The following is a 26,735-nucleotide window of genomic DNA, read 5'->3' as shown; positions in this document are numbered from 1 at the left end:
AATGCCGAAAAAATTTGGTCTGCCTCAAGCTGCTATTACCAGGTTATGCCATATTTTTAGTCAATATCCACAAATCGACAGCGTAATTCTTTATGGATCGCGCGCCAAAGGCAATTACCGCCCGGGTTCTGATATAGACTTAAGCATCCAGGGTGAACAGCTAGACCTGACAACTCTGCTGGCCATAGAAAACCAGATAGACGATCTGTTGTTGCCCTGGATGGTGGATTTATCATTATTTCATAAGATAGATAATCCAGACCTGATTGAGCATATTCAAAGAATCGGTATCCCCTTTTATATCCAAGTCACTCCCCGCAGGCCGGATCAGCGCAGCGCATCCGGTATCAAGGTACATCTGGCATGATTCTTAATTGTGTTGTAGCCTAAATAGTGTAGTCGTGAGATTGAAAATATGAAATCCTTTTATCCTTTAAAAGGACTTCATATAACACAATCGCATCGCAGACATGATATCTCGGATAAGGCATGGGTGTTATTTGAGGAGCATTTACCAGGACGCGAAAGAGCATGGGATGGAGTAGCCAGAGATAATCAACAGTTTATTAATGCTGTTTTCTGGATTATACGAACAGGAGCTCCATGGCAGGATTTGCCGCCAGACTACGGGAACTGGAGCAATACACATCGTCGTTTTATCCGCTGGCGTGACAAAGATATTTGAAAAAGCTGCTGGAAATCCTGATTGATGATTCTGATATGAATGGCTGATGATTGATGTTAGCCACATGCCCAACAGCTCTTTATGGCCCTCCCTATTGATGCCAAGTGCAAGGTACATCGACTTGTTGATAACCCGGTTGTTCTGCCGGATTTTCAGCACAATACAGTCCAGATAAACGATCGGGTAAATTGCATCCAGGGTAGGCGACACATCAGCGTCGTACATTTCCCTGAACGCATCAACGATGTCGCGCGTGCTCATGCCCTTGGCGTAAAGCGCCAGAATCTGGTCATCTCCATCTGCGTTAGACGCGTCTGGCCCTTGCGCACGATCTGTGGCTGAAAAGTACCAGCCCAATCACGGGGCACCTCAATACCAACCTTGCCATGAGCGCCCTTCAGTTGTGCTTGGATAATGTACCGTTGCGGCGGTTGCCTGAACCACGCCCGGCAGGATCATGCCTGGCATAACAGATGCTCGTCCAGCTCGGCTCCAAGGGCTGCTTCCACGGTCATTTTAACTAGCTGCTGGGTCAGGCTACCCAGATCTGCTTCAGATTTGATATTTTTCGCCAAGCAGCCAATATGGGCTTGCCACTGGTTCAGGTCGAGTTCATTCATTGTGTCAGTAGTCATGGAAAATTCCTTCACGGGGATGAAGGCTCGGGCACTTACACAAGATATTTTACAGGCTCCATTATTCTTCAAATATTTCTTCAATGGTCTGTGCTGTCAGAATCCGCTCACCCCAGTACAGCAGGGTTTGTGAATCTGCAGATTTGATACGGGTCTGGATAATTTCATCTGCTGGACCAAATTTTCGCTCCAGTAACCTCAGGAAAAATTTTGCTTCACCTTCCAATCTTCCTTCCTGCCGCCCCTCCTGAATACCAATCTGCCGCCCTTCCTGAATACCTATCTGCTTTCCTTCTTCAATTCCCTGCTGTTTCCAGTCTTTGGTCCAATCTTTGACGCGTTCTGAAAGCATGCTGTGTACCTCCTGTAAATCATGAATTTCATCGAAGCTGATTTTTGGCATTCTGCCTGGTAAGAATACCCGTTTCAGCCAGACAGTAAATGCGCGTCGCAGGCTGTCTTGTTCCGGGGTGTGCAGCCAAGTGATTAATGCCTGTAACACTTGTTGGACATCTTCTGGGGTGCGGCTGTTCTCCAGTCGGAACAAAGCGGCTGTCAGGTTACGCAATGCTGCCAGTTCGTGTTCATGGTAACGTCCTTCATCCAGCAGCAGGTAGTTGAGCTGTGGCCGGTAACGATCCAGTCCGCCAGGCGCAGGGAAAATCAGCTCAGTTATGTTTGCCGGTGCCTGCCAGCGGTTGTCTCCATTGTACAAAACTACCGGTAGTACTGGTGGTAGCTGTTCCCCCGTTTTAATGGATTCACTGCGGATGAGGTCCTGATACAGCAGGCCGATGTAAGTCATGATTCGCACCGCCATGAACCAGTCCACGGTAGATTGAAATTCCAGCAATAAATAAACGTACAGCCATTCGTCTTGCTTGCCTTGCTTACGGCGCAAGCGCCAGATGATGTCATCCTGACGTTCTCTCAAATCATCGCTGATATAGCTACCGTTGATTTTCTCCAGTGTGGAAAAGTCGAGTTCATTAACCCAGTCTTCTTTAACAAAGCCGCGCAGCAAGTCTGCCACCATTTCAGCGTGGGAAAATAGCAGTTTATATCCGTGATCGTGATTCATCTCTCAGATTTTTATCGTGTCGCAAATACTGTTTCAGTTTGTCGTAAAAGTTCTCGTACGTACCGATTTGATAGAAGTCGATGATCATAAATTCAATAGGTATGTTTCTGGCCGGCGATCGATAAGCTATTGGATACTCTTGCTGGTTGAACCGGGACTTGTAAGCCCGAACATCGGCCAGATCCCTCGCTTTGAGCTCGCCAATTTCTGGTGTTTCGCATATCATTTCTACCTTATCTTCAATTGCCAGTTGCAGCGGCCTGTTAGCTTTATTGACATACTGGGCGAACGGATGCTTGAAACTGGTTCTCATGGACCGATATTGGATAGCAATCGACTCCATGTCAAAGCAAAAATGATCTGCCAACCGAAAGGATAGTATTGTCAAATCTGCATGGAAAATTTCCCCTGGAAAATCGCGACATCTATGACATGATGAATCTTCCCGATTTCAGGATGCTTCATTATGGAACCGACTTGCGGGTTTGTATCAACAGGCTTTTACAGGAAATATTACCCTGTGGCTGGTTATACTATGCAAGCGCCTTTGGCAGTGCCGTTGCATGATCACGATTTCTGTTGTTAGTCACGGTCAATCAGCTCTGGTTGAGGAATTACTCAAGGATTTAGCCAGGCTGGATATGTCTATGATCGCCGAGGTGTTGATTACCCTCAATATCCCCGAAGAAATTTTATTTGAACCTGATGATTTTCCCTATCCGATCAGTGTGTTGAGAAATACTGCGCCCCGGGGATTTGGTGCGAATCATAATGCTGCTTTCCAGCAAGCAAAGGGAGAATGGTTCTGTGTTCTGAATCCCGATATCCGTCTGGTTGAGAATCTGTTTCCAGTTTTGCTTGAGGAGATTACTCGGTTATCCGCCGCAGTGATCGCACCGATGGTGATCACGCCGAATGGTGGGGTCGAGGACAGTGTTCGGCGATTTCCCACCCCTTTTTCTCTAGCCATCAAATTTTTCGGATGTGGTGATGGCCGATATATCTTCGCTGCCGAGGATGTGACGTTCAGAGCAGACTGGGTGGGTGGAATGTTCATGCTGTTTCGCGCAGGAGATTTCCGTGCGATTGCTGGTTTTGACGAGAAGTATTTTCTGTACTACGAGGATGTGGATATCTGTGCGCGCTTGTGGAAATCTGGGCGGTCAGTCCTGGCATGTCCAAAGGTCCGGGTAATTCACGATGCGCAACGGGCCAGCCGGAGAAGTTTGCGCTACATGAGGTGGCACATGGTCAGCATGTTGCGGTATCTCTGGAAGCATTGGTGGCGTTTACCAAGGACGTTGGCAAATTCTGCAGAGTAAGCACATGGCAAGATCATCCCTGGTGCTCCACCAGCTTTTTCAAGCCTTCGTCTACTGATAACGGCGGCTGCCACCCGAGCAGGGTGCGGGTTTTACTGATATCCACCTGCAACGAACCTAGCAAACGCTGCGCTATTGCACCTTTACTCAGCAAGCGCGCCGCCAGGTGTAGCAGCCACACCGGTATGGCAAGTAAGTGTACTTTTTTGCCCATCGCTTGGCCCAGCCGCTGCAATAAATCGGCAGTGGATAGATCTTCTCCATCGCTTACCAGAAAAGTCTGATTGGCTGCGTTTGGGTGATTCACGCAGGTGCAGATAAGATCCACCAGATTGTCCAGCGCCACCAGACTACGACGATTTTTCACCACCGCACCCAACGGCAGAGGAAAACCACGCCGCACCCAACGCAGCATGGTCAGAAAATTACCCTTGACGCCAGGGCCATAAACCAACACGGGACGAATGATGACCAGCTCCATGCCCATCTCCTGAGCCAGTTTGTGCAAACCCGCTTCGGCCTCGGCCTTGGAAATGCCATAAGCATCTTCTGGCGCAGGCGTGTCATCTGCTGAATAGGGTCGCCCCGGCTGCGTGCCTTCGCCGTTGACCTTAATTGAGCTGATAAACACAAAACGCCGCATTCCGGCAGCGGCAGCCTGCTGCGCCAGGCGCAGCGTACCATCCACGTTCACGCGGCGATATTCCGTGAGTGGATCAGTCGCGTTATCTTGCATTACATGGACGCGGGCAGCGCAATGGACTATCACATCCACTCCTGCCAGGGCTTGCGTCCAGTCGGTGGCCGCATCCAATGTGGGTACGATTACTGCTTCATCAACCGGACACCCTGCTGTCAACGCTGAGACTGACGTGCGAAATACAGGCCGTACCGTTACCTTTCGCTGACGCAGTGTCTGCCAGATGGTACCGCCTACAAAACCGCTGGATCCAGTCAGCAAGATGTTCATTTCATGTCTCTTGGCGTAGTATCTGTGCGCACAACAATGAACGGGCACAATTACATTCATAACCAGGATGATTTTGTCTGTCAATTTTCTGATATTTGTTGGTAGGCATATTAGAAAATCTGGGTGGCAAAGTCTTTGAAATCGATCAAATGTTGTTCGCGATAAGCTACAGTTAAGAGGCCTCTGCGCGGATCCTCCATGAGCCGCGTTGCTGGCAAAATCGCAATGATCGCAAACGCTTCAAAAAGGCATAATTGTAGAATGATGATCTATCTTGCTATACAGGCTCGTATCGTTGAACTTCAAATCCCGATTACAACAGCAGCGATTTCACGCACCCAGCTGTTCAAGGACTGTTTTCGCTTCAATCAAGTCGAGGTTGTCTACGCGTTCATTGAATCTGGAGTACACCGCGTTTAAGATGCGTTTGGCATCGTCTGCTTTGTTGAGTTTTCTCCAAAGTTTAGCTAGGCTCGTGGCGGCCCGAAGTTCAAATATTTTTGCATACTGATCCTGCGCGATCTTTAAGGCTTCACACAAACACTCCTCTGCTTCTTGGACTGTTTGCTCGGATTGCCCGAGCAACAGTTCGCCTTTCAATCGAAACAACTCCGCTTGCCAAAACAATTCTCCTCCAGTAACAGCAAGTTTCTGTGCCTCCTCAATGGCGACCAATCCTTCGTCAATTCTATTTCTGCGTAAATAGATTTCTGCCAGTAACGCCAATGTAGACGTATTGTTGGTAATCGCACCTGTGGCCCGGGTAGCAGCAATCCCATTAATTAATTTGACGAGGCCTTCCTCCCGTCCAATTTCGGCCAATGCCCAACCCTGAGAGGCTGTCGCCCACGCCAACCCCAATTCAAATGAGTATTGTGTTGAAACCGTAATTGCCTCATCGGTGAGCTCCAGCGTTCTCTTCGCATTGCGGGCGCCGGCATAGATCCAGGCAAGAAAAATGAGCGTAAAAACACGAGTGAATGGGTGCTCCAGCGCCCTCGCCATACCTATCGCCTCCAATGCCAACGTTTCGGCTTGCTCAATCTCACCTAATATCCATAACGTCCTGGCCAGCAGAATCCTCGCGCTTATTCCTGAATCTTGTCCGTAGAAAAAGACCTGTGAGCGGTGTTCATCCGGAACGTCAAGGGATTTTGCGGCGGACAGATGGGTTCTGGCTTCGTCAAACCGGCCAGAAAATAAGTTGATTGCACCCAAGGCATGGTGAGCTTCAATCAGCAGTTCTGCTATTTGCTCACGGTGAGCCAGTGCCAAGAGATCTTCAGCCAGGCCGCGCGCACGGACGAGGTGCCCTCTGAGCATAAGAACGACCCACAATCCCCGAATAACTCGAAATTGGTCCACGGAACTGCTTTGCTCCGACAACAAATCCTTCGCTCTTCGATAATTATGTTCCATTTCGTCGGACGCATATCCTTTGACGGCCAGCAATGGGCCTCCGCGTGCAAGCAGGAGTTCCAACTCCAGGGTATTTCGCTCCGGGTCTTGCGGCAGTTCCTTTAGCAAATCCAGTGCTCTGTTAAAATGATTAAGCGATTCGATATTGGCTGATTGTTTCGCATCTCTACGGGCCGCGCGATGCCAATAATCAACTGCCGGACCAGTCAGCCCTGCCTGTTCCAAGTGATAAGCCAAGAGTTCCGGTTCCATGTTTACCCGCTCTGGGAACCGGCTCTCCAGGGTTTTGGCAATGCGAGCATGAAGTATGCGCCGAGGTTTCTTGGGTAACATGCTGTAGGCCGCTTCCTGGACGAGTGCATGCTTGAAGTAGTATGTCGCAAGAGGTATCTTGCCCTCTTGAAGAACGAGCCCGGAAGCAACGAACAGGTCGAGTGCATTCCTTAACTCGCTGTCCGGCACTTCGACAGTGGCTCGCAACAGCTCGTAGGTAAATTCGCGCCCTATTGCCGCACCGGTTTGCACAATTTCTCTGGCTGACCCTAACCGATCCACCCGCTCCATGAGCAACGCCTGCAGACTGTCTGGAATGGGCAATCCCTTTAGTGGGCCCTTCAGAGTAAATGAATTGTTGTCCTCGATCAGGAGCCCAGATCCAAGCACATTTTCCGTCAATGTTTCAATATAGAGGGGTATGCCATCGGCCTTGGCCAGAATAGCCTGCTGCACCTCGGGCGGAAGCACTTTTCCTCCTGTTATCGCCGCAATGAGTTCAGCGCTATGCCGACGTGGAAGTCGGTTGAGCGTCAGGGACGTCACATAGCTATATTCCGACCACAACGGCTTGAAGTTGGGGCGAGTTGTGATCAACAACAACACACGCATCTGCCGAATGCGGCCAATGATTCGCGTCATGAGTTCCTGCGTTGTTGGATCAAGCCAATGGGCGTCTTCCACCGTGAACAACAGTGGACAACGATCGGCCAGCCTTTGTAGATAGTGCACAAGTGCTTCCAGCGTCATGTCTTTGCGTTTTTCGGATGGCACATTGAGAAGCGGATACCGATGATCTCCCTGGATCGAGAGCAGATCTGCCAGCAATGAAACCGTTTCCTGGCTATCGATTCTGCCTTCGATAGCCAGGGCGTCGAGCTTGTTCAGTTGTGCCTGGGCACTGTCATGACTTGCGAGTCCCGCTGTTTGCCGCAGAAAATTGATGGCCGGATAGAGTGCCGTATTGGTATGGTAGGGTGAACATTGAAACTGAATCGTCTGATACCGTTCATCTTTGAGGCGCTCACATAAACTACAGACGATTCTCGATTTTCCGATGCCGGCCTCACCGGATAGGAGCACGACTTGTCCTTCGCCGCTGATGGCCTCGCGCCAGCGACCCAACAGGAGTGAGATCTCCTGTTCTCTGCCTACAAATTTGGCTAAGTGGCTGGATCGATAGGACTCAAACCGGCTGACCGACAGCCTGGTACTCAGAACCTGCCAAGCTTGGACAGGTGTGTCGAACCCTTTCAGCGAAAAGGAGCCGAGATCCAGAAATTCGAATTCATTTCCGACAAGCCGTTTCGTCGCTGGATCAATGATCAATTGATTGGGTTTTGCCAGCGTCTGGAGGCGGGCGGCGAGATTTGGGGTTTCACCAAACACTGACCGTTCCTTGGCAAGATCCTGTCCTATTAGCTCGCCGACTACGACTTGACCAGTAGCGACCCCGATTCGTGCAGCAATATCAAACTGTAAATGGGGGTTGTCTCGATTAAGTTCCCCCACTGTATCCAGAATAGCCAGTCCAGCATGGACCGCTCGTTCCGCATCATTTTCATAGGCATGGGGGTACCCGAAATAAACCAGCATCCCATCGCCCATGTATTTTGCGATATAGCCATTGAGCCGGTCAATTGCTTGGCTACAGGCGTCCAAGAACCGTCGGATCACATCCTGGAGGTCTTCAGGGTCCAATCGGCAGGACAGTGCTGTCGAATCCACAAGATCACAAAACATCACCGTCAACTGTCGACGTTCTGCTTGATCCCGTTCTGGACGGAATAGCTGCTCCTCCTGAATGACGTCAGCGGGCATAGGCCTCGAATCCATAACCTCAGCGTTTTGCGACAATTGAGTGATCGCGCGCAAGATTTTTTTCCGATGTCCCAGCAAAACACCCAGCGCCTCCAGATCGCCCTCATTCAGCTCGGGCAGGACATCCCAGGTGATCGCATTTTGCTGAAACGACTCGCGATATATACCTAGGCCAAGGTTATCCAGCCATTCTGATATGTGATCATTCGTCATGAACAAAGTCGATGGTAGATATTCCGGCCTGCCATGGACAGGATTAACTGAGTTAAGCGCGGGAAGTTACTCGTTGCGGATCGCAATCCTTTAATTGATAATAGATCTGTGATGAACAACGCTTCCAAAAATATGATTCCTAAAGGATCTTTCACTCGAAAAATGGAACGTCAACTGGTAGGCATGGTAATGGCGGTCATCGCCTACGTGATCGAGAAAGCCGTGTTGCGTTCGATCAAGCGTAGTGGCACAAAATCTTCGGCACTGAACAGTCCGCCATCGTAAACTATTTTTGTCTTCAATGTCTTTGCAGCAGATCGATAACCAGGCCAAGGGTCAGCAGACCTCCGACGATCCCGAATGTTATTGGCACCCACTCGGCAGTAACCGTTGACGCTGCTGTGAATCCACTGGCCAGGATACTTGCCGCAGCGGTCAGGCCGAGCGCTAGTCGTCGTCCCGTATGACGTACTATATCCTCCAGTGAATTGGCCCGGAAATTTACCACAAGCTTTGGACCGCCAGGGCGGGCACCAACGAAATTTTCAACTGCTTCGATCATGCGCAGGGTTCGTACTTTCAACTTCTGAGATTGATACAGCAATGTCTTCGGATTGAACGCGGTACCCATGCGTTTAGCCATCAAGCGCATCAGATACTTTCCCGCTACGTCATACGGATCGAGTGCTGGATCAAGCTCGGCAGTCGCCAGCTGTACCTGCGCGAGTGCCTTGATGGCGAGCGTGAGCGAAGCTGGTAGCGGTACTCCGTGCCGTAACGAAACCGCACTCATTTCTTGCAGAAGCGGCCCGATCTGCATCTCGGCAAGCGAGGCAGTGCGATATTTTGCCATCACTTCCCCAATCTCACTCTGGAATCGGGCCACATCGAGGGTGCTACTATTATCGGCGCTCGTCATCATGAATGTGACATCGGTGAGAAACGCCGCATCTTCCTGCCATAGAGCCATCAACATTAACAAGAGATGCTCACGGAGATCGGTTCCTACCATACCGACCATTCCGAAATCAAGAAAATAGATGCAATCCTTCCACCACATCAGATTGCCTGGGTGGGGATCGGCATGGAAGAAGCCATCGACGATGATCTGTTTGTAGTAGCTCTCCAACAGTTGACGAGCAGCCTGGATGCGTGCTGGGCCAGCCGGCGCCTGCCTGATCGGTATACCCTGGATCTCTTCCATTACTAATAACCGAGACGTGGACAGATCCCGGTGTACGCTGGGTACGGCAAGGCGATTATAGTCTGCGAGCACCACTTGCATGCGCTCGATATTGTCGGCCTCCTGACGGAAGTCGAGTTCACTATGGAGCGAGGTGGAGAGATGTTTGAACACGGCTTCCATATCAATCACCTGATTGAGCGCAGGACGCTTTCCGACTTTCTCCACAAACACCTGGAGGAGGGCGAGATCCTGTTCGATATCCATGCGAGCAGTCGGTCGCTGAACCTTGACTACGACCCGTTCACCGCTTTCGAGCGTTGCACGATGGACCTGAGCGATCGTGCCAGCGGCGAGAGGCTTCGGGTCAATCGACTTGAATACATCCTCCCAGGGGACTCTCAATTCCTGCTCGGAAACTTGGACCACCTCGCTTTCCGTCATCGGCGGCACCCGGGACTGCAACAGAGAAAGCTCCTCAATGTATTCAATTGGAAGGAGATCCGGGCGAGTTGACAACACTTGTCCGAGTTTTGAGAATATCGGGCCAAGCTCTTCCAGGGCTGCTCGTAAGCGCTTGGCTTGCTGACGGCGGATAGATATATCTGGTTCGTTAGATTGGCTGAACAGCTTGAGGCCATGTTTCGCCATTACAGCTGCGATATGCGTAGCGCGGGCTGCCAGTCGAGGCTCAAAAGGCGGGATTTCACCCGCGGATAGGTGAGTTCGAGCCAAACCCGATGTCTGCTCACCAGTAGAATGCGCGGTATTTACAATAATCACGGTGCAATGGGCACTATGACTGATGCGGTTCGGTATGTTACCGAGCAAAAACTTTTTTCGACCTGCCATGCCAAAATTGCCAACCACCAGGACATCGACTGCCTTCTGTTCAGCGGCGCGGACGATTGCCAATGCCGGATCCGTATCAATGACGACCAAAGCATGCCCGCGATCTCCGGCGACCTGCCGCACAAAGTGTGCCAAATCGTTGTTGGCTGCCGCAGCGCGCGTTTGTTCGGCTTCGCCGAATTCTGTGGCGGACGGATACTGCGGCACCACTACCTCAATCGCGAACAGCTCCGCATCGTAGCGGTCGGCAAATCCAGCGGCCCACTGGACAGCTCGGTCGGCGGCTTCAGAGCGGTCGGTGCCTACCATCACGCGTTTTATGACTTTACTCTCCAGATGATTTTTCATAAATGTTGTAGAGTGATGAGCAGGGATAGCATCGATATGACAGGATCAGCCTGGGTGGCAGGGTGTTCAAACACCCTGCCCAAACGCTTATCAGCGTGCTATTGATCTGAAACAGCCAATCGATGCTGGTTGTTACGTAACATCTTTTTTCTCAGAGTTACCTTACATGAGTCAACGTTCCTGGCCTCCGGCAATCTTTGTTATGCAGAAACGTACAGGTATAATCAAGTCGTATGGAATTCGTTATATTAAACGATGAACTTCAAGATGAAGCTGGTTTTTTGGAGTTGCTCGCGTGTGATTTAAAGCCCTTTTATGAGCCGCGTTTACCCTATCACAACTGGGATGAACATATTGAGCACGGTCTTGGTATCATCGACGACCTTTGTAAGCAGGAAAAGACCAAAGGCAACCTAATCAATTCTTTCATGGCCAAAATTGCTTATATGGGGCATGACGCTGGTTTCCCCCATGATCTCATAGCACCTGTCTGGGAAAAGTATGGCAGTAAAGAGGGGTATTCAGCTCATATAATGAATGTCCTCCTGCAAAATTACGGGTTCGAAGAATCATATATTCGAGATGTTCAAACATGCATAATGTTTACAAGGATGGGTGAACAGCTACCGGAAAATGTAGGTGAAGAGCTTGGTAACACAGCTAAAGCTGTGCGCACTGCTGATCTTTCTCATGTCTTTGGGCCTTACAAGAACTTCGTTATCAATAGCTTCAAGCTTATGGAAGAAGGGAAAATGTACGGTCGAGAGCCAGTCTTGGCAGAATTCAAAAATAGAACCAGATTTGTGCTGACAAATTACTTGAGTCCCGATTTTATTCCTTCTGGTACTTACAGTATTGTTGATGGCATGAAAAATATTGAGCGTTTTTGTAAAGATTCACCAAGCCGTTTATTGAAAGTTGTCGGGAAACAGGCTAACCGTTTCGCAAGTCTTATAAAGAAAGCTGCTTAAAGACCTTTAGATACTAGATGCCAGTCAGACTGGTATTGCCCGATTTGCTGCCCGCTATGGCTTTGTAGAAAAGCCTGCCAGGATTCGTTTTCATATCCTGGATCCTGAAATACAAATCATCGCGGGTATCTGTTGTCCGGATATTACACTGGATGCTGGTAGCTTTAGCCGATTGACCATTGGTATCCGGCGGGTGTTTATCACTGAAAACGAAATCAACTTTCTGGCTTTGCCCAATGTCCCTGCTGCCATGGCTGTTTTCGGCTCCGGCTACGGCTGGGAAGCGCTTGCTCGGAGCCGTTGGTTGGATCGCTGTGTGATCCATTACTGGGGAGATATCGACACTCACGGCTTCGCCATTCTTGATCAACTGCGCAGCCATTTTCCGCATGTTTCATCTCTGCTGATGGATCGCGCGACTCTTGAGGCGCACACTGCTTTCTGGGGCCGGGAAGACAAGCCACAGCGGAATGATTTGCACCGATTAACTCCGGAAGAATCGGATCTATACGATGCTCTGCGTGACAACCGTATCCGTGAGGGGCTGAGGCTGGAACAGGAACATCTGGGCTTTGGCTGGGTACGTGAACGGATTGATCAGCTGTGATGCGATATGATATTAGGGTGAATTTTCAAGTGAACCTGTAAACCGGGATATCATGTTACGTTTACTGGATATTGTGCTGGCAGTCTTGGGTATTCTGGTTACCCTGCCGCTGTTGACGATTCTTTATGTGGTTGGGTTGTTCGACACACGATCACCATTATTTCGGCAGATAAGGGTAGGAAGACAGCAGAAGCCATTTGTCCTGGTTAAATTTCGTACTATGCGACCAGGTACGGCTTCTGTTGCCACGCATCTGGCGGATGTCTCGGCTATTACTTCTTTTGGTAATTTTTTGCGAAAAACTAAGCTGGATGAGCTGCCGCAACTATGGAATGTACTCAAGGGAGAGATGAGTCTGGTTGGCCCCCGGCCTTGCTTGCCAAATCAGCTTGAGTTGATCGGAGAACGAGTGCAACGGAGAGTCTTTGATGTGCGTCCGGGTATTACAGGGTTGGCGCAGATTCGGGGTATTGATATGTCTACCCCTGTGCTGCTGGCAGAGGTTGATAGGCAGATGATCAAGACGTTGTCGGTGGTGAATTATTTTAAGTACATTGTGCTGACAGCGACAGGTCGTGGTGCAGGGGATCGTGTAAGAGAAAAATCCGGTTGATTAAGTTTTATGGTTAAAAATTACTTCAGACAGTTTGCACCCTCAGTGTTGACCTTGTCCCGTACGATGAAACGGCTAATTGCCCTTTCTGTAGACTTCAGTTTGTGTGTTTTGACAGTCTGGCTGGCTTATTACCTGCGTTTGGGTGAGTTTGTCAGTTTTACCAGGCAGGGTCCATGGGCAGAGGGCGCCATTTGGGCAGCGGTAACCTCCGTTGTACTGGCGCTGCCTATTTTTATTGTTACTGGTCTTTATCGTGCCATTTTCAGATACAGCGGTTGGCCGGCGTTATTGACGGTAGCACGTGCTATCAGTATTTATGGGCTGATCTATGCCACCATCTTTATGGTTATCGGGCTGTCAGGTGTTCCACGAACAATCGGTATCATTCAGCCGATTCTGCTACTCCTGTTTGTCGGTGCATCGCGTGCGCTGGCACGTGTGTGGCTGGGAGATCAGTACCAGAATATTTTGAGACATATTTCCCGGCCCCGGGCACTTATTTATGGTGTTGGCCGAACAGGTCGTCAGTTGGCAGTAGCCATGGCCAATAGTCCGGAAATACAGATAGCGGGGTTTCTGGATGATGATGATCGCTTGCATGGACATGTACTCAATGGTTTGCCTATCTATAACCCGGGTGATCTGACGGCCCTGGTTTCCACCTTGAATATCAGCGATGTCTTGTTGGCAATGCCGGGTGTTTCACGCCGTCGTCGTAATGAAATTTTATGCCAGATTCGTGATGCGCGTGTTTCGGTACGGACATTGCCCAGTGTGACTGATCTGATCCAGGGTAAGGTGGGTATTACAGATTTGCGTGAACTGGATATTGATGATCTGCTCGGGCGTGAACCGGTAACACCGAATCATATTCTGTTAGCGAAGAATATCCTGGGTAAAGTGGTGTTGGTGACGGGGGCGGGTGGATCGATTGGTAGTGAGCTTTGCCGCCAGATTCTTGTTGTGGGGCCGATCAGGTTGCTGTTGGTTGAACAGAATGAATTTGCGCTTTATATGATTCACCAGGAACTGGAGGGGAAGCTTGCCAGCCGTGATATTGTGTTGGTGCCTTTATTGGCATCAGTACAGGATGAGGGCCGTATGCGGGAGATCATATCTACTTGGCACCCGGATACTGTCTATCATACCGCTGCCTATAAGCATGTGCCGCTGGTGGAGCATAATCCGGCGGAAGGCATTAAGAACAATGTGTTTGGTACGCTCCATCTGGCACGGGCCGCCGAGGAAAATGGTGTGATGGATTTTGTGCTGATCAGCACAGACAAGGCAGTGCGACCTACCAATATCATGGGTGCGAGCAAGCGCTTGGCAGAACTGGTATTACAGGCTCTGGCCGATAACAATTCCGCTACCCGATTTTCCATGGTGCGTTTCGGTAATGTACTGGGTTCATCGGGCTCAGTGGTGCCGAAATTCCGTCAGCAAATCCGGGAGGGGGGTCCGATTACGCTGACTCATCCGGAGATTACCCGCTATTTCATGACAATTCCGGAAGCGGCTCAATTGGTTATCCAGGCAGGGGCAATGGCCAGGGGCGGGGGGGTGTTTGTGCTGGATATGGGAGAATCCGTGAAGATTATGGATCTGGCACGCCACATGATTGAGCTTTCTGGTTTGACTGTCAGAGATGAGCAGAATCTGGAAGGTGACATTGAAATTGAGATCACCGGTTTGCGCCCCGGTGAAAAGCTTTATGAGGAGCTGTTGATTGGAAACAACCCGGAACTGACCTCCCATCCGAGGATTATGAGAGCGCATGAAGATTCTGTTCCTTGGGCAGAGCTGGAAGGTAAGCTGAGTGCTTTGGAGATGGCTTTAAATGTGAATGATGTCGGTGTCATCCGGTTGATGATGGCACAACTGGTTCCTGGTTATATCCCCAATCAGGAGATCGTAGATTGGGTGTATCTTGCGCAGGAAGACGAAGCACGGGCAATGGAGTTGGGCAGCAAGGGGACTTCCGGATAAAAGTAAGTAACTCGCTGTTCATTTGTGTATTCCGCAGCGTGCGTTATAAATCACGCCGTTGCAGGCAACGTAGTCGCGCAGGAGCGTGCAGGCGGTATCACGCAACAGATCAGTTGTCACGATGATACCGCGAATTTCCAATTCATCAATCCAGTTCTCTGGTCGAGGACCTTCGTCGAAACCGATTGCCTCCACATCCTCACCGCGTGCAGCACAGACCAAACTGCGTACGCCGGACCAGATCACTGCACCAAAGCACATTACACAAGGTTCGGCACTGGTTACCAGTTCACAGGCAGGCAGACCGTCAGCGCTCAGATCGTGGCTGCCCAGTTTTGTCTGCGCCAGCGATAACGCAAGTATTTCGGCGTGAGCAGTGGAACAGTGGCTTGATACCACCCGGTTGGTACCGGCTGCAATCAGCAAGCCGCTGTCGCGCTCGAATACCGCCGCAGCAAAGGGGCCACCATCTGTAGCTATATTGATACGCATGAGTTCAAGCACATAACTCATGCGTGCTTCAGGTTTAATCAGCACGCGCGGCTCCATATTTGCCTGTACAAGGAAAGCTGGCAGTTTGATGTGCAATGTAGTGCTTATGCTCATAGGGCAACTTTACACTACTGTCGATCAATGCGGGTAGCGCTTAGTGTTACTTCGGCACAATCGAATCTTCATTGTTATAAAAATTGATTTTTTTGTCTGAAAGCCATTGGTACTGGCCTGATATCCAGCTGGTGTGGTTACCAGATTAAAGTCAGCCCGCAAGCAGCCGATAAAGTCTGAAATTCATAAAAGGTTTTTCAGTCATGTTGGTAAGTATCGGATATCTTATTGTCATTGTCTCTGTGTTTGGTGGATTTGCTCTAGCGGGCGGCCATCTGGGATCATTATTTCAGCCGGTCGAGCTGCTCATGATTGCAGGTGCCGCGCTGGGTGCATTCTTCGTCGGTAATTCCGGCAAAGCAATCAAGGCTACTTTCAAAGCGCTTCCTGGTGTTTTTCAGGGTGCCCGATATACCAAGGTGGTCTACATGGAGCTGATGACACTGCTCTATGAAGTGCTCGGCAAAATCCGCAAGGAAGGACTGATGTCGATTGAGGCGGATGTGGATGATCCTGCTAAAAGTCCGTTGTTCACAAAATATCCCAAAATCCTGTCGGATCATCATGCCATAGAATTCATTACCGATTATCTGCGGCTGATGGTTGGTGGCAATCTTAACCCCCTGGAAATTGAAAATCTGATGGATGGTGAAATCGAAACGCATCACCAGGAAGGGGAAGTGCCCGTGCATGTTATCGGCAAGATGGGGGATGCACTCCCAGCTTTCGGAATTGTGGCAGCCGTGATGGGTGTGGTGCATACCATGGCGTCAGTCGGCATTCCACCGGCAGAGCTGGGCAAATTGATTGCTGCGGCATTGGTTGGGACGTTTCTTGGGATTTTGCTTGCCTATGGTTTTGTCAGTCCTCTAGCCAGTCGCCTGGAACAGAGATTGCATGAATCAAGCAAGTTGCTGGAGTGCATCAAGGTTACGCTGCTGGCTAATCTTAACGGCTATGCACCGGCGCTGGCAGTGGAGTTTGGCAGGAAAGTGCTCTTTTCCACTGAACGGCCATCGTTTATCGAGTTGGAGAAGCATGTCAAACAGAGTAAGGCCAAGTAATGTTGTTTTCCCGGGTTTTTTTGTTTCTGTATGAGGTCGCGAATGGCTGAGGACTTTTCACAAAAACCAATCGTCATCAAACGCATCAAGAAGATAGCGGGAGCGCATTATGGTGGCACGTGGAAAATTGCCTATGCTGACTTCGTTACCGCCATGATGGCCTTTTTCCTGTTAATGTGGTTGTTGGGTTCAACTACGCAGGGGGATAAGGAAGGTATTTCTGAATATTTCAAGATGCCTTTAAAAGTTGCGCTGCTTGGGGGAGATGGCAGCGGGGACAGTACCAGTGTCATTAAAGGAGGTGGTGATGATCTGAGCCGGCGAATCGGTCAGATGAGGCGATCCGATTTTGATGACTTGAAGCAATCTCTTGATATGGATGCGCTGCAGACTCTCCAGGATCGTGTTGAACGGGAACAACTGGAAAAACTCAAAGCCAAAATAGAAGATGCAATCAACAGTAATCCGGTACTTAATAAATTTAAGAGCCAGCTGTTACTCGATATTACCTCGGAAGGTTTACGCATCCAGATTGTTGATGAAAAAAACCGTCCGATGTTTGCTATCGGAAAAGCAGAATTGCAGCCGTATACCAAAATGATTCTGCATGAAATCGGCAAGATGCTGAATGATGTCGGCAATAAAATCAGTCTTTCTGGCCACACTGACGCGACTCCCTATCCCTCCGGTGAAAAAAGCTACAGTAACTGGGAATTATCGGCGGATCGTGCCAATGCTTCCCGGCGTGAGCTGATCGCGGGTGGAATGAATCCGGAGAAAATGTTGCGAGTGGTCGGGCTGTCTTCCGCGGTGATGTTTGATAAAGAAGATTCATTCAGTCCTTTTAACCGGCGGATCAGCATTATCGTCATGAATAAAAAAGCCGAGGATGCCATTACTCGTGAAAGCCTGGGTGAAGTAAACATCCATAGTGAAGAAGAAGTCAGTCCGCAGATTGTGGATGGAAACAATGCCGTATCCAACTGAGACTGTTCATCGGTGTGCTGCTTCCGAATCACTGCTGAAAAAGATCTTTGTAGTGCTGCCGAGCAGTATTTTGCTTGTATGTTTGCTTGGGGTAATTCTGCCGTGGCCGCTCACGCTGCTGCACGCAATCTGGCTGCAGGGAGTGATTGCTGCGCTCATGAGTTTCTATCTGTTGCGCTTGCCAGTCTGGCAGGCGGTTATTCATCTGTTCTTTTTCCCGGCGCTGCTGTCGGCGATATCAACACTGAAGCTGTCTGCTGACTGGTATCTGGCTGGTTTTATTACACTCATGCTAATTTTTGGAAGAATACATCACACACGGGTGCCGTTGTTTTTGTCTAGCCAGGAGGCGGTTGATACACTGGCTGGATTGCTGCCGCAGGATTGCAACTTCAAATTGATTGATCTGGGCTCGGGGTGTGGCGGGCTGGTATGCAAATTGGCGCGGATGTTGCCGCATGGCAGCTATCACGGCATTGAGACCGCCATGTTGCCCTGCTGGATCAGTAAGTTGAGAGCAATGCTATCCGGGCAGGATTGCCGGTTTCAATGGGAAAGCATCTGGCGGTATGATCTGTCTGGATACGATGTAGTATATGCCTATCTTTCCCCTGTGCCCATGCCTCGTTTATGGGAGAAAGTATGCCAGGAAATGCGTCCGGGTAGCCTTTTCATCAGTAACACCTTTACTGTTCCAGGCGTCATGCCTGATCGGTGTATCCAGCTGGATGATTTTAGTGGTGCCGCACTTTATATCTGGCAAATACCTTGATGAAATTCTGCGTTATTGTCGTCGCCAGGTTGTTCCTTGCGGACCGTCTTCCAGAATAATGCCGGCTTCGGCCAGTTGCTGACGCAGTGCATCAGCCTGCGCAAAGTTCTTCTCCTTGCGCGCCTGTAATCGCTGCTGGATCATGCGTTCAATTTCTTCTATGGAATGGTGGTCATTCTGTGGGTGTGCGGGATGTTGCAAATATTGCCTTGGTGATTGCTGTAACAGACCCAGTATTCCACCTAGAGCCTTGAGCAAACTGGCATAGTGTGAATTACCCGTCCGGTTTGCTTCGCTTGCCAGATCGAACAGCACCGCAACCGCCTCTGGTGTGTTGAAATCATCATTCATCGCCGCCATGAAACGCTGAGCGTAGCCATCATTTACCCAGTCAATCGTAGCAGTTGCTTCTTCAGCTGCCTGTGCCTGTGATGGCGCGTGATTCTTCAGCGCTGTGTAGAGACGTTCCAGTGCGTTTCTGGCATCGTTGAGGTGGGCATCAGAATAATTGAGCGGGCTGCGATAGTGTGCCCGCACAATGAAAAAACGAACTACCTCGGGCTGGTAGCGTGCCAGCACTTCCCGCACAGTGAAAAAATTACCCAGCGATTTGGACATTTTTTCATTGTCTACGCGCACAAATCCGTTGTGCATCCAGTAATTAACATGGGGGTGGCCGTGGACGCCTTCACTTTGCGCGATTTCGTTCTCGTGATGCGGGAATTGTAAATCCTGACCGCCCCCATGGATGTCAAACCGCTCACCCAGGTAGTGCCCGCTCATGGCGGAGCATTCAATATGCCAGCCCGGACGTCCTTTGCCCCACGGCGAATCCCAGCTGGGTTCATCGGGTTTGGCAGCTTTCCATAACACAAAATCCAAGGGATCCCGCTTGTTGGTATCGATCTCCACGCGCTCACCGGCACGCAAATCATCGAGTGATTTACCCGAGAGCTTGCCATAGCCGGGGAAACGGCGTACATCGTAAAATACATCGCCGTTGTTTGCTACGTAGGCGAGCCCTTTGCTCAGTAATGATTCGATCATTGTGACCATACTCTCGATGCATTCAGTTGCGCGCGGCTCGAAAGAAGGACTGATGATGCCCAATGCCGCAGCGTCTTCTTCCATTGCTTGAATGTAGCGGGCAGTCAGTGCTCCAAACGGCTCATGGTTTTCCAGCGCGCGGCGAATAATCTTGTCGTCGATGTCAGTGATATTGCGGACATAAGTCACCTCGTAGTCAAGAGTCTGTAGCCAGCGTACTACGCTGTCAAATACGACCAATACACGAGCGTGTCCAAGATGGCAGTGATCATAAACAGTCATGCCACACACATACATTTTGACTTTCCCGGGTGTAAGAGGGATAAATTCGCGTCTGGAGCGGGTGAGCGTATCGTAAATTTTGAGCATCGGAGGCGTATGCAAGAGAGATAGTTGTGAGAAGTGCTTATTTTATTGATAAAATCAGGGACTTTTCTTTATAACCGTCCGCCCGGCAGAACCAGGGGCAAAACCGTGTGAGTATAGCATAATGATAATCTTCTCCTTTGAGCGGCATACTGCTCGTTCAATAAAAATAGTTACCTCCACTACGCTTTTCTTTACCTTATGCCTGACGATGTTGGCAACATCCGTTTTTGCAGCTAATCCTAAGGTTGAAATTAAAACCAATCTTGGCGCGATACAGATAGAGCTTTATGCCGATCAGGCGCCAAAGACTGTCAAGAATTTTCTGAACTATGTTAATGATGATTACTATACCGGCACGATTTTTCATCGGGTTATTGCCAAGTTCATGATTCAAGGGGGTGGATTCGATCAGAATTACGTACAGAAGCCTACCCGGCAGCCTGTCGAAAATGAAGCTGCCAACGGGCTTAAAAATACACTTGGTACGATTGCGATGGCGCGCACCAATGAACCACACTCTGCCTCGTCACAGTTTTTTATTAATGTCGCAAACAATAATTTTCTTGACTACACCGCTCCTACCATGCAGGGGTATGGTTACGCAGTCTTTGGTAAAGTTACAGCTGGCATGGATGTTGTTAATGCGATTGCCGGGACGCCAACCGGAGCAAATGGGCCTTTTAACAGAGATGTACCACAAAACATGATCGTTATTGAAAGTGTCAAATTGCTCCCGGCTTCTGCCAATTCCGAAAATCCGTAAACTCAGGACAAAATTAAAATGGTTAAAATACATACAAATTACGGCGCCATTACTTTGGAACTTGACAGTGATAAAACGCCTGTCACTGTCGAAAATTTCCTGCGTTATGTTGATAGCGGACATTACGACAACACTTTGTTTCATCGTGTTATCGATGGTTTTATGATTCAAGGTGGCGGTTATGCACCAGGAATGAAAGAAAAATCAACTTTGGCGCCTATTCAGAATGAAGCTGCTTTGGGTTCTGGTAACGAGACCTATACAATTGCCATGGCTCGCACTTCCGATGTGCATTCTGCCACTGCACAGTTTTTCATTAACGTTGCCAATAACGGTTTTTTGAATCACACTGGCATGACGCCACAAGGTTTTGGTTACTGTGTATTTGGCCGGGTTGTGGAAGGCCAGGAAGTGGTGGATGCAATCAAGAAAGTGAAAACAGGTCGTTCTGCCGGACACCAGGATGTACCGCTGGAAGATGTCATCATTGAAAAAGCTAAGCGGGCTTGAGCTAAAATTCTGATAAATAATTTGTGTCTGGCACCAAAAATAATTTGGCCTGTGTTTTACAAATGGAAATTCAGTAGAAATGATGGAGATCAATAAAATTCTGGAAACAGCTCAAAATCGGGCGCAAGAGCTGGGTGTTTGCTACAGGGGAGCACTGTTGCCATCAGAGGCGCATAAGGTGCTGCAATCCATGCCGGAAGCCAGAATTGTGGATGTGCGCTGTCGAGCTGAACTGGACTGGGTTGGGCGTGTTCCCGGGGCAATTGAAGTCGAGTTGCTGACTTACCCAGGAATGCAGCCCAATCCTGATTTTCTGGAACAGCTTACTGGTCAGGTTGCAGATGATGCTGTTCTGCTGTTCATCTGCCGCAGTGGTGGCCGGTCTGACCAGGCAGCAACCCTTCTGAGCCAGAATGGTTTTACGGAGTGCTATAACATTCTGGAAGGTTTTGAAGGCGATAAGGATGAAAGTGGTCACCGCGGGCGACAATCCGGCTGGAAAGCCGCTGGATTGCCGTGGATTCAGGGCTAAAGAGGGCTTTAACATTAACCTGCAGACCAGTTAATCAGGCCAAAATGGGCTGTCAGCAATACAATCAGGCCAAAACCAATGCGGTACCAGGCAAACAGGGTGAAATCATGATGGCTGACATAGCGTATAAACCCGCGTATCGCAATTAACGCGCTAATGAAAGCTGCGATTGATCCCACCACAAACATTCCCAGATCATCGCTATGTAAAAATTCCCGGTGTTTGTAGACATCATAGAAGGTGGCAGCAAACATGATTGGGATTGCCAGAAAGAAAGAAAATTCTGCAGCAGCTTTACGTGATAATCCGGACAATAATCCACCGATAATCGTTGCGCCGGAACGGGAGGTGCCAGGGATCAGTGCCAGACACTGTGCGCAGCCAATTTTCAGCGCATGCTTCCAGTTCATATCATCTACATTTTCAACCTCAATTCTGTGTTCCCGACGCTCGGCCCAGAGTATCAGCACGCCGCCAGTCACCAATGCAATAGCAACCGGCAGCGGGTGGAATAAGTAATACTTTATCGTTTTGATGAATAGCAAGCCCAGTATTGCGGCTGGCAAGAAAGCAACGCACAGATTCAGTACGAAACGATTTGCCCGTCGGGTGCCCCAGTCCCTGGCCACATTTATTAGCCGTGCACGATATTCCCAACAAACGGAGAGAATCGCCCCCAGCTGTATTGCTACCGTAAAAACCTGAGCTTTATCGTCATTAAAATCCAGTAAATCGCCCGCCAGTATTAGGTGTCCGGTAGATGAGATTGGCAAAAACTCGGTCAGTCCTTCAACAATACCAAGCAGAAATACTTTGATGAGAATCAGCCAGTCCATAGCGGCCTAATGTGAATTGTTTAAGCAAATGAAATCACCAGGAAAGATCATAGTTTTCTATAAATCTCACCGCCTTTTTCAATGAATTCATCCGCTTTTTTGGCCATGCCTTCCTGTAACGCCTCATTTTCAGAAATACCCTGTTGTGCAGCATAATCACGCACATCCTGGGTAATTTTCATTGAGCAGAAATTGGGCCCGCACATTGAGCAGAAGTGGGCAAGCTTGGCACCTTCCTGCGGCAGGGTTTCGTCATGAAATTGCCTGGCCTTATCTGGATCCAGGCTTAAATTGAATTGATCGTTCCAGCGGAACTCAAAACGCGCCTTGGACAGTGCATTGTCACGAATCTGTGCGCCTGGGTGTCCTTTAGCCAGATCAGCAGCATGTGCGGCGATTTTATAGGTAATGATCCCATCCTTGACGTCATCCTTGTCCGGTAGACCAAGATGTTCTTTGGGCGTGACGTAGCACAGCATGGCAGTTCCATACCAGCCGATCATGGCTGCGCCGATTGCCGAGGTGATGTGATCATAACCAGGTGCGATATCGGTGGTGAGTGGCCCCAATGTATAGAAAGGTGCTTCATGACAATGTTCGAGTTGCAGATCCATGTTTTCCCGGATCAGGTGCATGGGCACATGCCCCGGTCCTTCAATCATGGTTTGTATATCGTGTTTCCACGCAATTTTTGTCAGTTCACCCAGCGTTTTTAATTCTGCGAATTGTGCCTCATCATTGGCATCATAAATTGAGCCAGGACGTAAGCCGTCTCCTAGGGAAAAGCTGACGTCATAGGCCTTCATGATTTCGCAGATATCTTCGAAATGTGTATACAGGAAACTTTCCTTGTGATGTGCCAGGCACCATTTGGCCATGATGGAACCGCCACGAGAGACGATACCGGTCATGCGTTTGGCTGTCATTGGAACGAAAGGCAAACGTACCCCGGCGTGAATGGTGAAGTAATCCACGCCTTGTTCTGCCTGTTCAATCAACGTATCGCGGAAAATTTCCCAGGTTAGTTCTTCGGCCTTGCCATCCACTTTTTCCAGTGCCTGATAAATTGGTACAGTACCAATTGGAACTGGGCTGTTGCGAATAATCCATTCGCGTGTTTCGTGGATATTTTTTCCAGTGGAGAGATCCATGACCGTATCACCGCCCCAGCGAATCGCCCAGGTCATTTTTTCCACCTCGTCCTGAATGCTGGAACCCAGTGCGGAATTACCAATATTGGCATTGATTTTGACCAGAAAATTACGGCCGATAATCATGGGTTCTGCTTCCGGATGATTGATGTTGGCTGGAATAATGGCACGCCCGCGTGCAACTTCATCACGAACAAATTCTGGGGTGATCCATTCCTGAATCGCAGCACCAAAACTTTGTCCGGGGTGTTGTCGAGTTAGTAACTCGCTTTTCGCCAGATCGGTGACACGCTCTCTGCGCTGATTCTCCCGAATTGCGATGAATTCCATTTCCGGTGTAATAATGCCGCACCTAGCGTAATGCATTTGAGTAACATTGCTGCCCTCTTTGGCGCGACGAACCGGGCGTGTGAGATTAAAACGCATTGCTGTTAAAGCGGGATCTTGCAACCGTTTTAAACTGTAACTTGAGGATAATCCCGAGAGAACTTCTGTATCTTCGCGCTCTTCAATCCATTTTTCACGCAAAGGGAGCAGACCGTGGCGGATATCTATATTGATATCAGGATCCGAGTAGGGGCCGGAAGTATCGTAGACGCAGATGGGCGGGTTTTTTTCGATTCCCTGGCTGGTGTTGGTATCAGACTGGCTGATTTCCCGCATCGGTACCCGGATATCTGCGCGGGAGCCTTGAATATAAATCTTGCGTGAATTGGGGAGAGATTGTATTGCAGCTGTATCTACCCGTGCATTGTCACTGGTGAATTTTTCCAGTCTGGAAACAGGTATTTTCATGCTATGCTCCTTAAGAAAGCCGCAAGGAGCAGGGAAATTACTCCCAGCTTCCCTCCGGCGGCGTTATCCGCATCAGGTATTAAGGGACTGTCTCACCAACATTCCAGTTTTCTACGAATGCGGACCCCTAGCCAAAGCTGCCAAGCTAAAGTAAATATGGAATAATTGCAAGCCCGATTCTTTCGTTGATAACAGAAATTAGATCTATGATGAACCTCGAACAAAGTCGTTTCAATATGGTGGAACAACAAGTCCGGACCTGGAATGTTCTGAATCAGGATATTCTTGACTTGTTATATCAGATAAAGCGTGAAGAATTTGTACCTGCAGCTTATCGTTTTATGGCATTCACAGATATGGAAATTCCGCTGGAGCATGATGCGGTAATGCTAACGCCCAAAATGGAGGCACGTATTCTGCAGGAATTGAACATCAATAAAACTGATAAGATCCTTGAGGTTGGTACCGGAACGGGGTATATGACTGCGCTGTTGGCTAAACTTGGCGCACATGTTTATAGTGTGGAAATCGTACCGGAACTGCATGTCATGGCGCGTATCAATCTGCAGGCACATGATATCACCAACATAACACTGGAGCAGGGTGATGCTGCACGCGGCTGGCCTGATCACGGTCCGTATGACGTAATTGTCCTGACAGCTTCCACACCAGTGCTGCCCGAGGCATTTCAGCAAAGTCTGGCACCGGGAGGCCGGTTGTTCGCCATAGTTGGTGAGGAGCCTGTTATGGAGGCAATGTTGATAACCTGTACTACACCAGGTAACTATAGTTCGACCCGCTTGTTTGAAACCTGTACTGCGCCATTCAGAAATGCATTGCAGCGTGAGCAATTTCATTTTTGAAGCCCTGTGTCTGCTAACCGCTTCATAAAAGCCAATGTACTGATAACTTCAGTGGCAATCATCAAACCACGAAAATACGAAGATAATGAAATCAGCCGGCTAATGATGAAAAGCTTACGAGGTTTAGCGTGTCTATTATGCTTGAGCATGTTTGTTTGTGTTCAGTTAGAAGCTGCCGATCTGATGCAGATTTACCGTGAAGCGCTGGAAGAGGATGCACAATACGGCGCGGCGCGCGCTGCCTATGTGGCTGCACAAGAACGGATGCCTCAGGGAAGGGCTGGGTTATTGCCCGATATTCGCCTGACTGGAGTTGGCCAAAATCAATATATTGAAACAAGTGGTTTGCCAAGCAGAGAGATCAAAAATCGGGGAATTACCGCGACTCTGACTCAACCGCTCATTCGTTTTGAGAATTTTATTATTTATCAGCAATCTAAAAATGAGGTGGCGCAGGCAGATGCGCAATTCATTATCGCAGCGCAGGATTTGATCTTGCGGGTTGCACAAACCTATTTTGATATACTCAAGGCAAAAATTGACCTTGAGGTAGTCGAGTCGCAGAAAAAAGCGATTCATGAACAGCTAGAACAGGCTAGACGAAATTTTGAAGTTGGTGTTTCGACCATAGTCGATACACACGAAGCCGAAGCGCGTTACGATTTAACCTTGTCACAGGAAATCGCTGCCAGAAACAAACTGGAAATCAGTCAGCATGCATTAGAAGTTCTAATCAATCGACTCCCGAATGATCTGCAGGATGCAAGCCTGGACAAGATTATCGCCGATCCACTTTCTTTGCCTCACGATGGTATGGATGAGTGGGTCGGGCTAGCGGAAGAAAAGAATTTCCAGCTGAAAGTACAGCGTATTGCTTACGAGATTTCCGAGCAAGACATTGACCGTGCCAAAGCTGGTCACTATCCAACTCTTGATCTGGTTGCACAATATAGTGATCAGCATGGTGTCGGCGGTGCTTTCACCGGGCGAGGGCTGGATATCGTCAATAAATCTGTTGGATTACAATTGACGGTTCCTATTTTCCAGGGATTGTCAGTGCAATCTCGTGTTAGAGAAGCTTTAGCTAACCGGGACAAGGCTCGTAAAGATATGGAAAATGTGCAGCGCACGATCGCATTGCAGGTTCGCCAGAATTATCTCAATGTAACTAATGGTATTGCTCAGATCAAAGCGCTGAAGCAGGCATTAACATCCAGCCGCAGCCAGCTTGATTCAACCACGTTGGGTCAGGAGGTAGGTGTACGGATGGAAATAGATGTACTCAATGCGCAGCAGCAATATTTTTCGGCGCGCAGAGATCTTGCTCAGGCCTATTATGATTATCTGATGGCCCGGCTCCAGCTTAAAGCTGAAGTGGGTGATCTGGATGAAGATGATTTGCTGGAAATTAATGCATTACTTTGATTCTTCTTGTTTATTTTTAGTAAAAAAGCC

General features: G+C 49.1%; 24 protein-coding genes, 3 pseudogenes and 1 riboswitch. Of the genes and pseudogenes, 16 read left to right on the top strand and 11 right to left on the bottom strand.

The window, feature by feature from the left end; genetic code table 11:
- Position 1: 1 nt before the first annotated feature.
- Positions 2 to 367, top strand: a complete 366-nt coding sequence (locus ABF86_RS04740) for a nucleotidyltransferase domain-containing protein (RefSeq protein WP_011633305.1) — start codon at positions 2 to 4, stop codon at positions 365 to 367.
- 81 nt (positions 368 to 448) lie between these two features.
- Positions 449 to 682, top strand: a pseudogene (locus ABF86_RS04735) (transposase); the annotation flags it as partial.
- Positions 683 to 742: 60 nt separating this feature from the next.
- Here ABF86_RS04735 and ABF86_RS04730 read toward each other — a convergent pair.
- From ABF86_RS04730 to ABF86_RS04720, 3 genes and pseudogenes are all read right to left on the bottom strand, one after another.
- A pseudogene (locus tag ABF86_RS04730) lies at positions 743 to 1,305 on the bottom strand (transposase); the annotation flags it as partial.
- A 76-nt stretch (positions 1,306 to 1,381) separates the two neighbouring features.
- The gene (locus ABF86_RS04725; protein ID WP_160803473.1) at positions 1,382 to 2,401 is read right to left on the bottom strand and encodes an Rpn family recombination-promoting nuclease/putative transposase; all 1,020 of its coding nucleotides are present in this window, start codon (positions 2,399 to 2,401) and stop codon (positions 1,382 to 1,384) included.
- On the bottom strand, positions 2,379 to 2,714 hold the full coding sequence (locus ABF86_RS04720) for a type II toxin-antitoxin system RelE/ParE family toxin (RefSeq protein WP_160803472.1): 336 nt from the start codon (positions 2,712 to 2,714) through the stop codon (positions 2,379 to 2,381). The genes ABF86_RS04725 and ABF86_RS04720 overlap by 23 nt, the downstream gene beginning before the upstream one ends.
- 250 nt (positions 2,715 to 2,964) lie before the next feature.
- Here ABF86_RS04720 and ABF86_RS04715 point away from each other — a divergent pair, with 250 nt between their 5' ends.
- Positions 2,965 to 3,723 (top strand): glycosyltransferase, encoded by a 759-nt coding sequence (locus ABF86_RS04715; RefSeq protein ID WP_074684625.1) that lies wholly within the window; start codon positions 2,965 to 2,967, stop codon positions 3,721 to 3,723.
- Positions 3,724 to 3,736: 13 nt separating this feature from the next.
- Here ABF86_RS04715 and ABF86_RS04710 read toward each other — a convergent pair whose 3' ends face one another.
- Together ABF86_RS04710 and ABF86_RS04705 are read right to left on the bottom strand one after the other, a co-directional pair.
- Positions 3,737 to 4,693, bottom strand: coding sequence for an SDR family oxidoreductase (locus ABF86_RS04710; protein ID WP_074684626.1), 957 nt, complete (start codon positions 4,691 to 4,693; stop codon positions 3,737 to 3,739).
- Between the two features lie 330 nt (positions 4,694 to 5,023).
- Positions 5,024 to 8,419 carry an adenylate/guanylate cyclase domain-containing protein gene (locus tag ABF86_RS04705; RefSeq protein ID WP_074684627.1) on the bottom strand — a complete coding sequence of 1,132 codons (3,396 nt, stop codon included), beginning with the start codon at positions 8,417 to 8,419 and terminating at the stop codon, positions 5,024 to 5,026.
- Positions 8,420 to 8,530: 111 nt separating this feature from the next.
- Between ABF86_RS04705 and ABF86_RS04700 the strand changes: the two genes are divergently transcribed.
- Entirely contained in the window at positions 8,531 to 8,704 is a 174-nt protein-coding gene (locus tag ABF86_RS04700) for a hypothetical protein (protein WP_166484983.1), read from the top strand.
- 13 nt (positions 8,705 to 8,717) lie between these two features.
- Here ABF86_RS04700 and ABF86_RS04695 read toward each other — a convergent pair whose 3' ends face one another.
- Complete coding sequence (locus tag ABF86_RS04695) at positions 8,718 to 10,337, bottom strand: AarF/UbiB family protein (RefSeq protein WP_240142233.1); 1,620 nt, start codon at positions 10,335 to 10,337, stop codon at positions 8,718 to 8,720.
- A 96-nt stretch (positions 10,338 to 10,433) separates the two neighbouring features.
- A pseudogene (locus tag ABF86_RS12770) lies at positions 10,434 to 10,763 on the bottom strand (universal stress protein); the annotation flags it as partial.
- Positions 10,764 to 11,035: 272 nt separating this feature from the next.
- Here ABF86_RS12770 and ABF86_RS04690 point away from each other — a divergent pair.
- Genes ABF86_RS04690 through ABF86_RS04675 form a run of 4 tightly spaced genes read left to right on the top strand, consistent with a single transcriptional unit; the run spans position 11,036 to position 14,985 of the window.
- On the top strand, positions 11,036 to 11,773 hold the full coding sequence (locus tag ABF86_RS04690) for a hypothetical protein (protein WP_011633314.1): 738 nt from the start codon (positions 11,036 to 11,038) through the stop codon (positions 11,771 to 11,773).
- 10 nt (positions 11,774 to 11,783) lie between these two features.
- Positions 11,784 to 12,380, top strand: a complete 597-nt coding sequence (locus ABF86_RS04685) for a DUF2220 domain-containing protein (protein WP_345889561.1) — start codon at positions 11,784 to 11,786, stop codon at positions 12,378 to 12,380.
- Between the two features lie 52 nt (positions 12,381 to 12,432).
- Entirely contained in the window at positions 12,433 to 12,993 is a 561-nt protein-coding gene (locus ABF86_RS04680) for a sugar transferase (protein ID WP_074684630.1), read from the top strand.
- Positions 12,994 to 13,002: 9 nt separating this feature from the next.
- A complete protein-coding gene (locus tag ABF86_RS04675) occupies positions 13,003 to 14,985 on the top strand; it encodes a nucleoside-diphosphate sugar epimerase/dehydratase (RefSeq protein ID WP_074684631.1) in 1,983 nt (660 codons plus the stop codon).
- Between the two features lie 18 nt (positions 14,986 to 15,003).
- Here the strand turns inward: ABF86_RS04675 and ABF86_RS04670 are convergent, their stop codons facing one another.
- On the bottom strand, positions 15,004 to 15,591 hold the full coding sequence (locus ABF86_RS04670) for a nucleoside deaminase (RefSeq protein WP_074684632.1): 588 nt from the start codon (positions 15,589 to 15,591) through the stop codon (positions 15,004 to 15,006).
- 203 nt (positions 15,592 to 15,794) lie between these two features.
- On the opposite strand from ABF86_RS04670, the gene motA reads away from it, so the two are divergent.
- The 3 genes from motA to ABF86_RS04655 are packed head-to-tail and all read left to right on the top strand — an operon-like array spanning position 15,795 to position 18,414.
- Positions 15,795 to 16,655: a flagellar motor stator protein MotA gene (motA, locus tag ABF86_RS04665; RefSeq protein WP_074456005.1), complete on the top strand. Its 861-nt coding sequence runs from the start codon at positions 15,795 to 15,797 to the stop codon at positions 16,653 to 16,655.
- 42 nt (positions 16,656 to 16,697) lie between these two features.
- Positions 16,698 to 17,642 (top strand): flagellar motor protein MotB, encoded by a 945-nt coding sequence (gene motB / locus ABF86_RS04660; RefSeq protein ID WP_074456004.1) that lies wholly within the window; start codon positions 16,698 to 16,700, stop codon positions 17,640 to 17,642.
- Entirely contained in the window at positions 17,626 to 18,414 is a 789-nt protein-coding gene (locus ABF86_RS04655; RefSeq protein WP_074684668.1) for a class I SAM-dependent methyltransferase, read from the top strand. The genes motB and ABF86_RS04655 overlap by 17 nt, the downstream gene beginning before the upstream one ends.
- 12 nt (positions 18,415 to 18,426) lie before the next feature.
- On the opposite strand, the gene cysS is transcribed toward ABF86_RS04655, so the two are convergent.
- Complete coding sequence (cysS, locus tag ABF86_RS04650) at positions 18,427 to 19,830, bottom strand: cysteine--tRNA ligase (protein WP_011633322.1); 1,404 nt, start codon at positions 19,828 to 19,830, stop codon at positions 18,427 to 18,429.
- A 208-nt stretch (positions 19,831 to 20,038) separates the two neighbouring features.
- On the opposite strand from cysS, the gene ABF86_RS04645 reads away from it, so the two are divergent.
- The 3 genes from ABF86_RS04645 to ABF86_RS04635 all read left to right on the top strand — a co-directional run bounded on the left by ABF86_RS04645 (position 20,039) and on the right by ABF86_RS04635 (position 21,635).
- Positions 20,039 to 20,593, top strand: coding sequence for a peptidylprolyl isomerase (locus ABF86_RS04645; RefSeq protein WP_164502680.1), 555 nt, complete (start codon positions 20,039 to 20,041; stop codon positions 20,591 to 20,593).
- A gap of 18 nt (positions 20,594 to 20,611) precedes the next feature.
- On the top strand, positions 20,612 to 21,103 hold the full coding sequence (locus tag ABF86_RS04640; protein ID WP_074684633.1) for a peptidylprolyl isomerase: 492 nt from the start codon (positions 20,612 to 20,614) through the stop codon (positions 21,101 to 21,103).
- A gap of 79 nt (positions 21,104 to 21,182) precedes the next feature.
- Positions 21,183 to 21,635, top strand: coding sequence for a rhodanese-like domain-containing protein (locus tag ABF86_RS04635; protein WP_074684634.1), 453 nt, complete (start codon positions 21,183 to 21,185; stop codon positions 21,633 to 21,635).
- Positions 21,636 to 21,649: 14 nt separating this feature from the next.
- Here ABF86_RS04635 and ABF86_RS04630 read toward each other — a convergent pair whose 3' ends face one another.
- Complete coding sequence (locus ABF86_RS04630) at positions 21,650 to 22,471, bottom strand: undecaprenyl-diphosphate phosphatase (RefSeq protein ID WP_074684635.1); 822 nt, start codon at positions 22,469 to 22,471, stop codon at positions 21,650 to 21,652.
- Between the two features lie 47 nt (positions 22,472 to 22,518).
- Positions 22,519 to 24,417 carry a phosphomethylpyrimidine synthase ThiC gene (gene thiC / locus ABF86_RS04625; protein ID WP_074684636.1) on the bottom strand — a complete coding sequence of 633 codons (1,899 nt, stop codon included), beginning with the start codon at positions 24,415 to 24,417 and terminating at the stop codon, positions 22,519 to 22,521.
- Positions 24,418 to 24,449: 32 nt separating this feature from the next.
- A riboswitch (TPP riboswitch) is annotated at positions 24,450 to 24,556 on the bottom strand.
- 67 nt (positions 24,557 to 24,623) lie between these two features.
- Here thiC and ABF86_RS04620 point away from each other — a divergent pair.
- Both ABF86_RS04620 and ABF86_RS04615 read left to right on the top strand, forming a co-directional pair.
- Positions 24,624 to 25,280, top strand: coding sequence for a protein-L-isoaspartate O-methyltransferase (locus tag ABF86_RS04620; RefSeq protein WP_083341410.1), 657 nt, complete (start codon positions 24,624 to 24,626; stop codon positions 25,278 to 25,280).
- A 102-nt stretch (positions 25,281 to 25,382) separates the two neighbouring features.
- On the top strand, positions 25,383 to 26,705 hold the full coding sequence (locus ABF86_RS04615; RefSeq protein WP_074456034.1) for a TolC family outer membrane protein: 1,323 nt from the start codon (positions 25,383 to 25,385) through the stop codon (positions 26,703 to 26,705).
- The last annotated feature ends 30 nt before the right edge of the window (positions 26,706 to 26,735 follow it).

The organism is Nitrosomonas sp. GH22 (assembly GCF_009833115.1).
Taxonomy (GTDB): Bacteria; Pseudomonadota; Gammaproteobacteria; order Burkholderiales; family Nitrosomonadaceae; genus Nitrosomonas; species Nitrosomonas eutropha.
The sequence above is the reverse complement of the archived record's forward strand: the minus strand, read 5'-3'. Positions and strand labels throughout refer to the sequence as shown.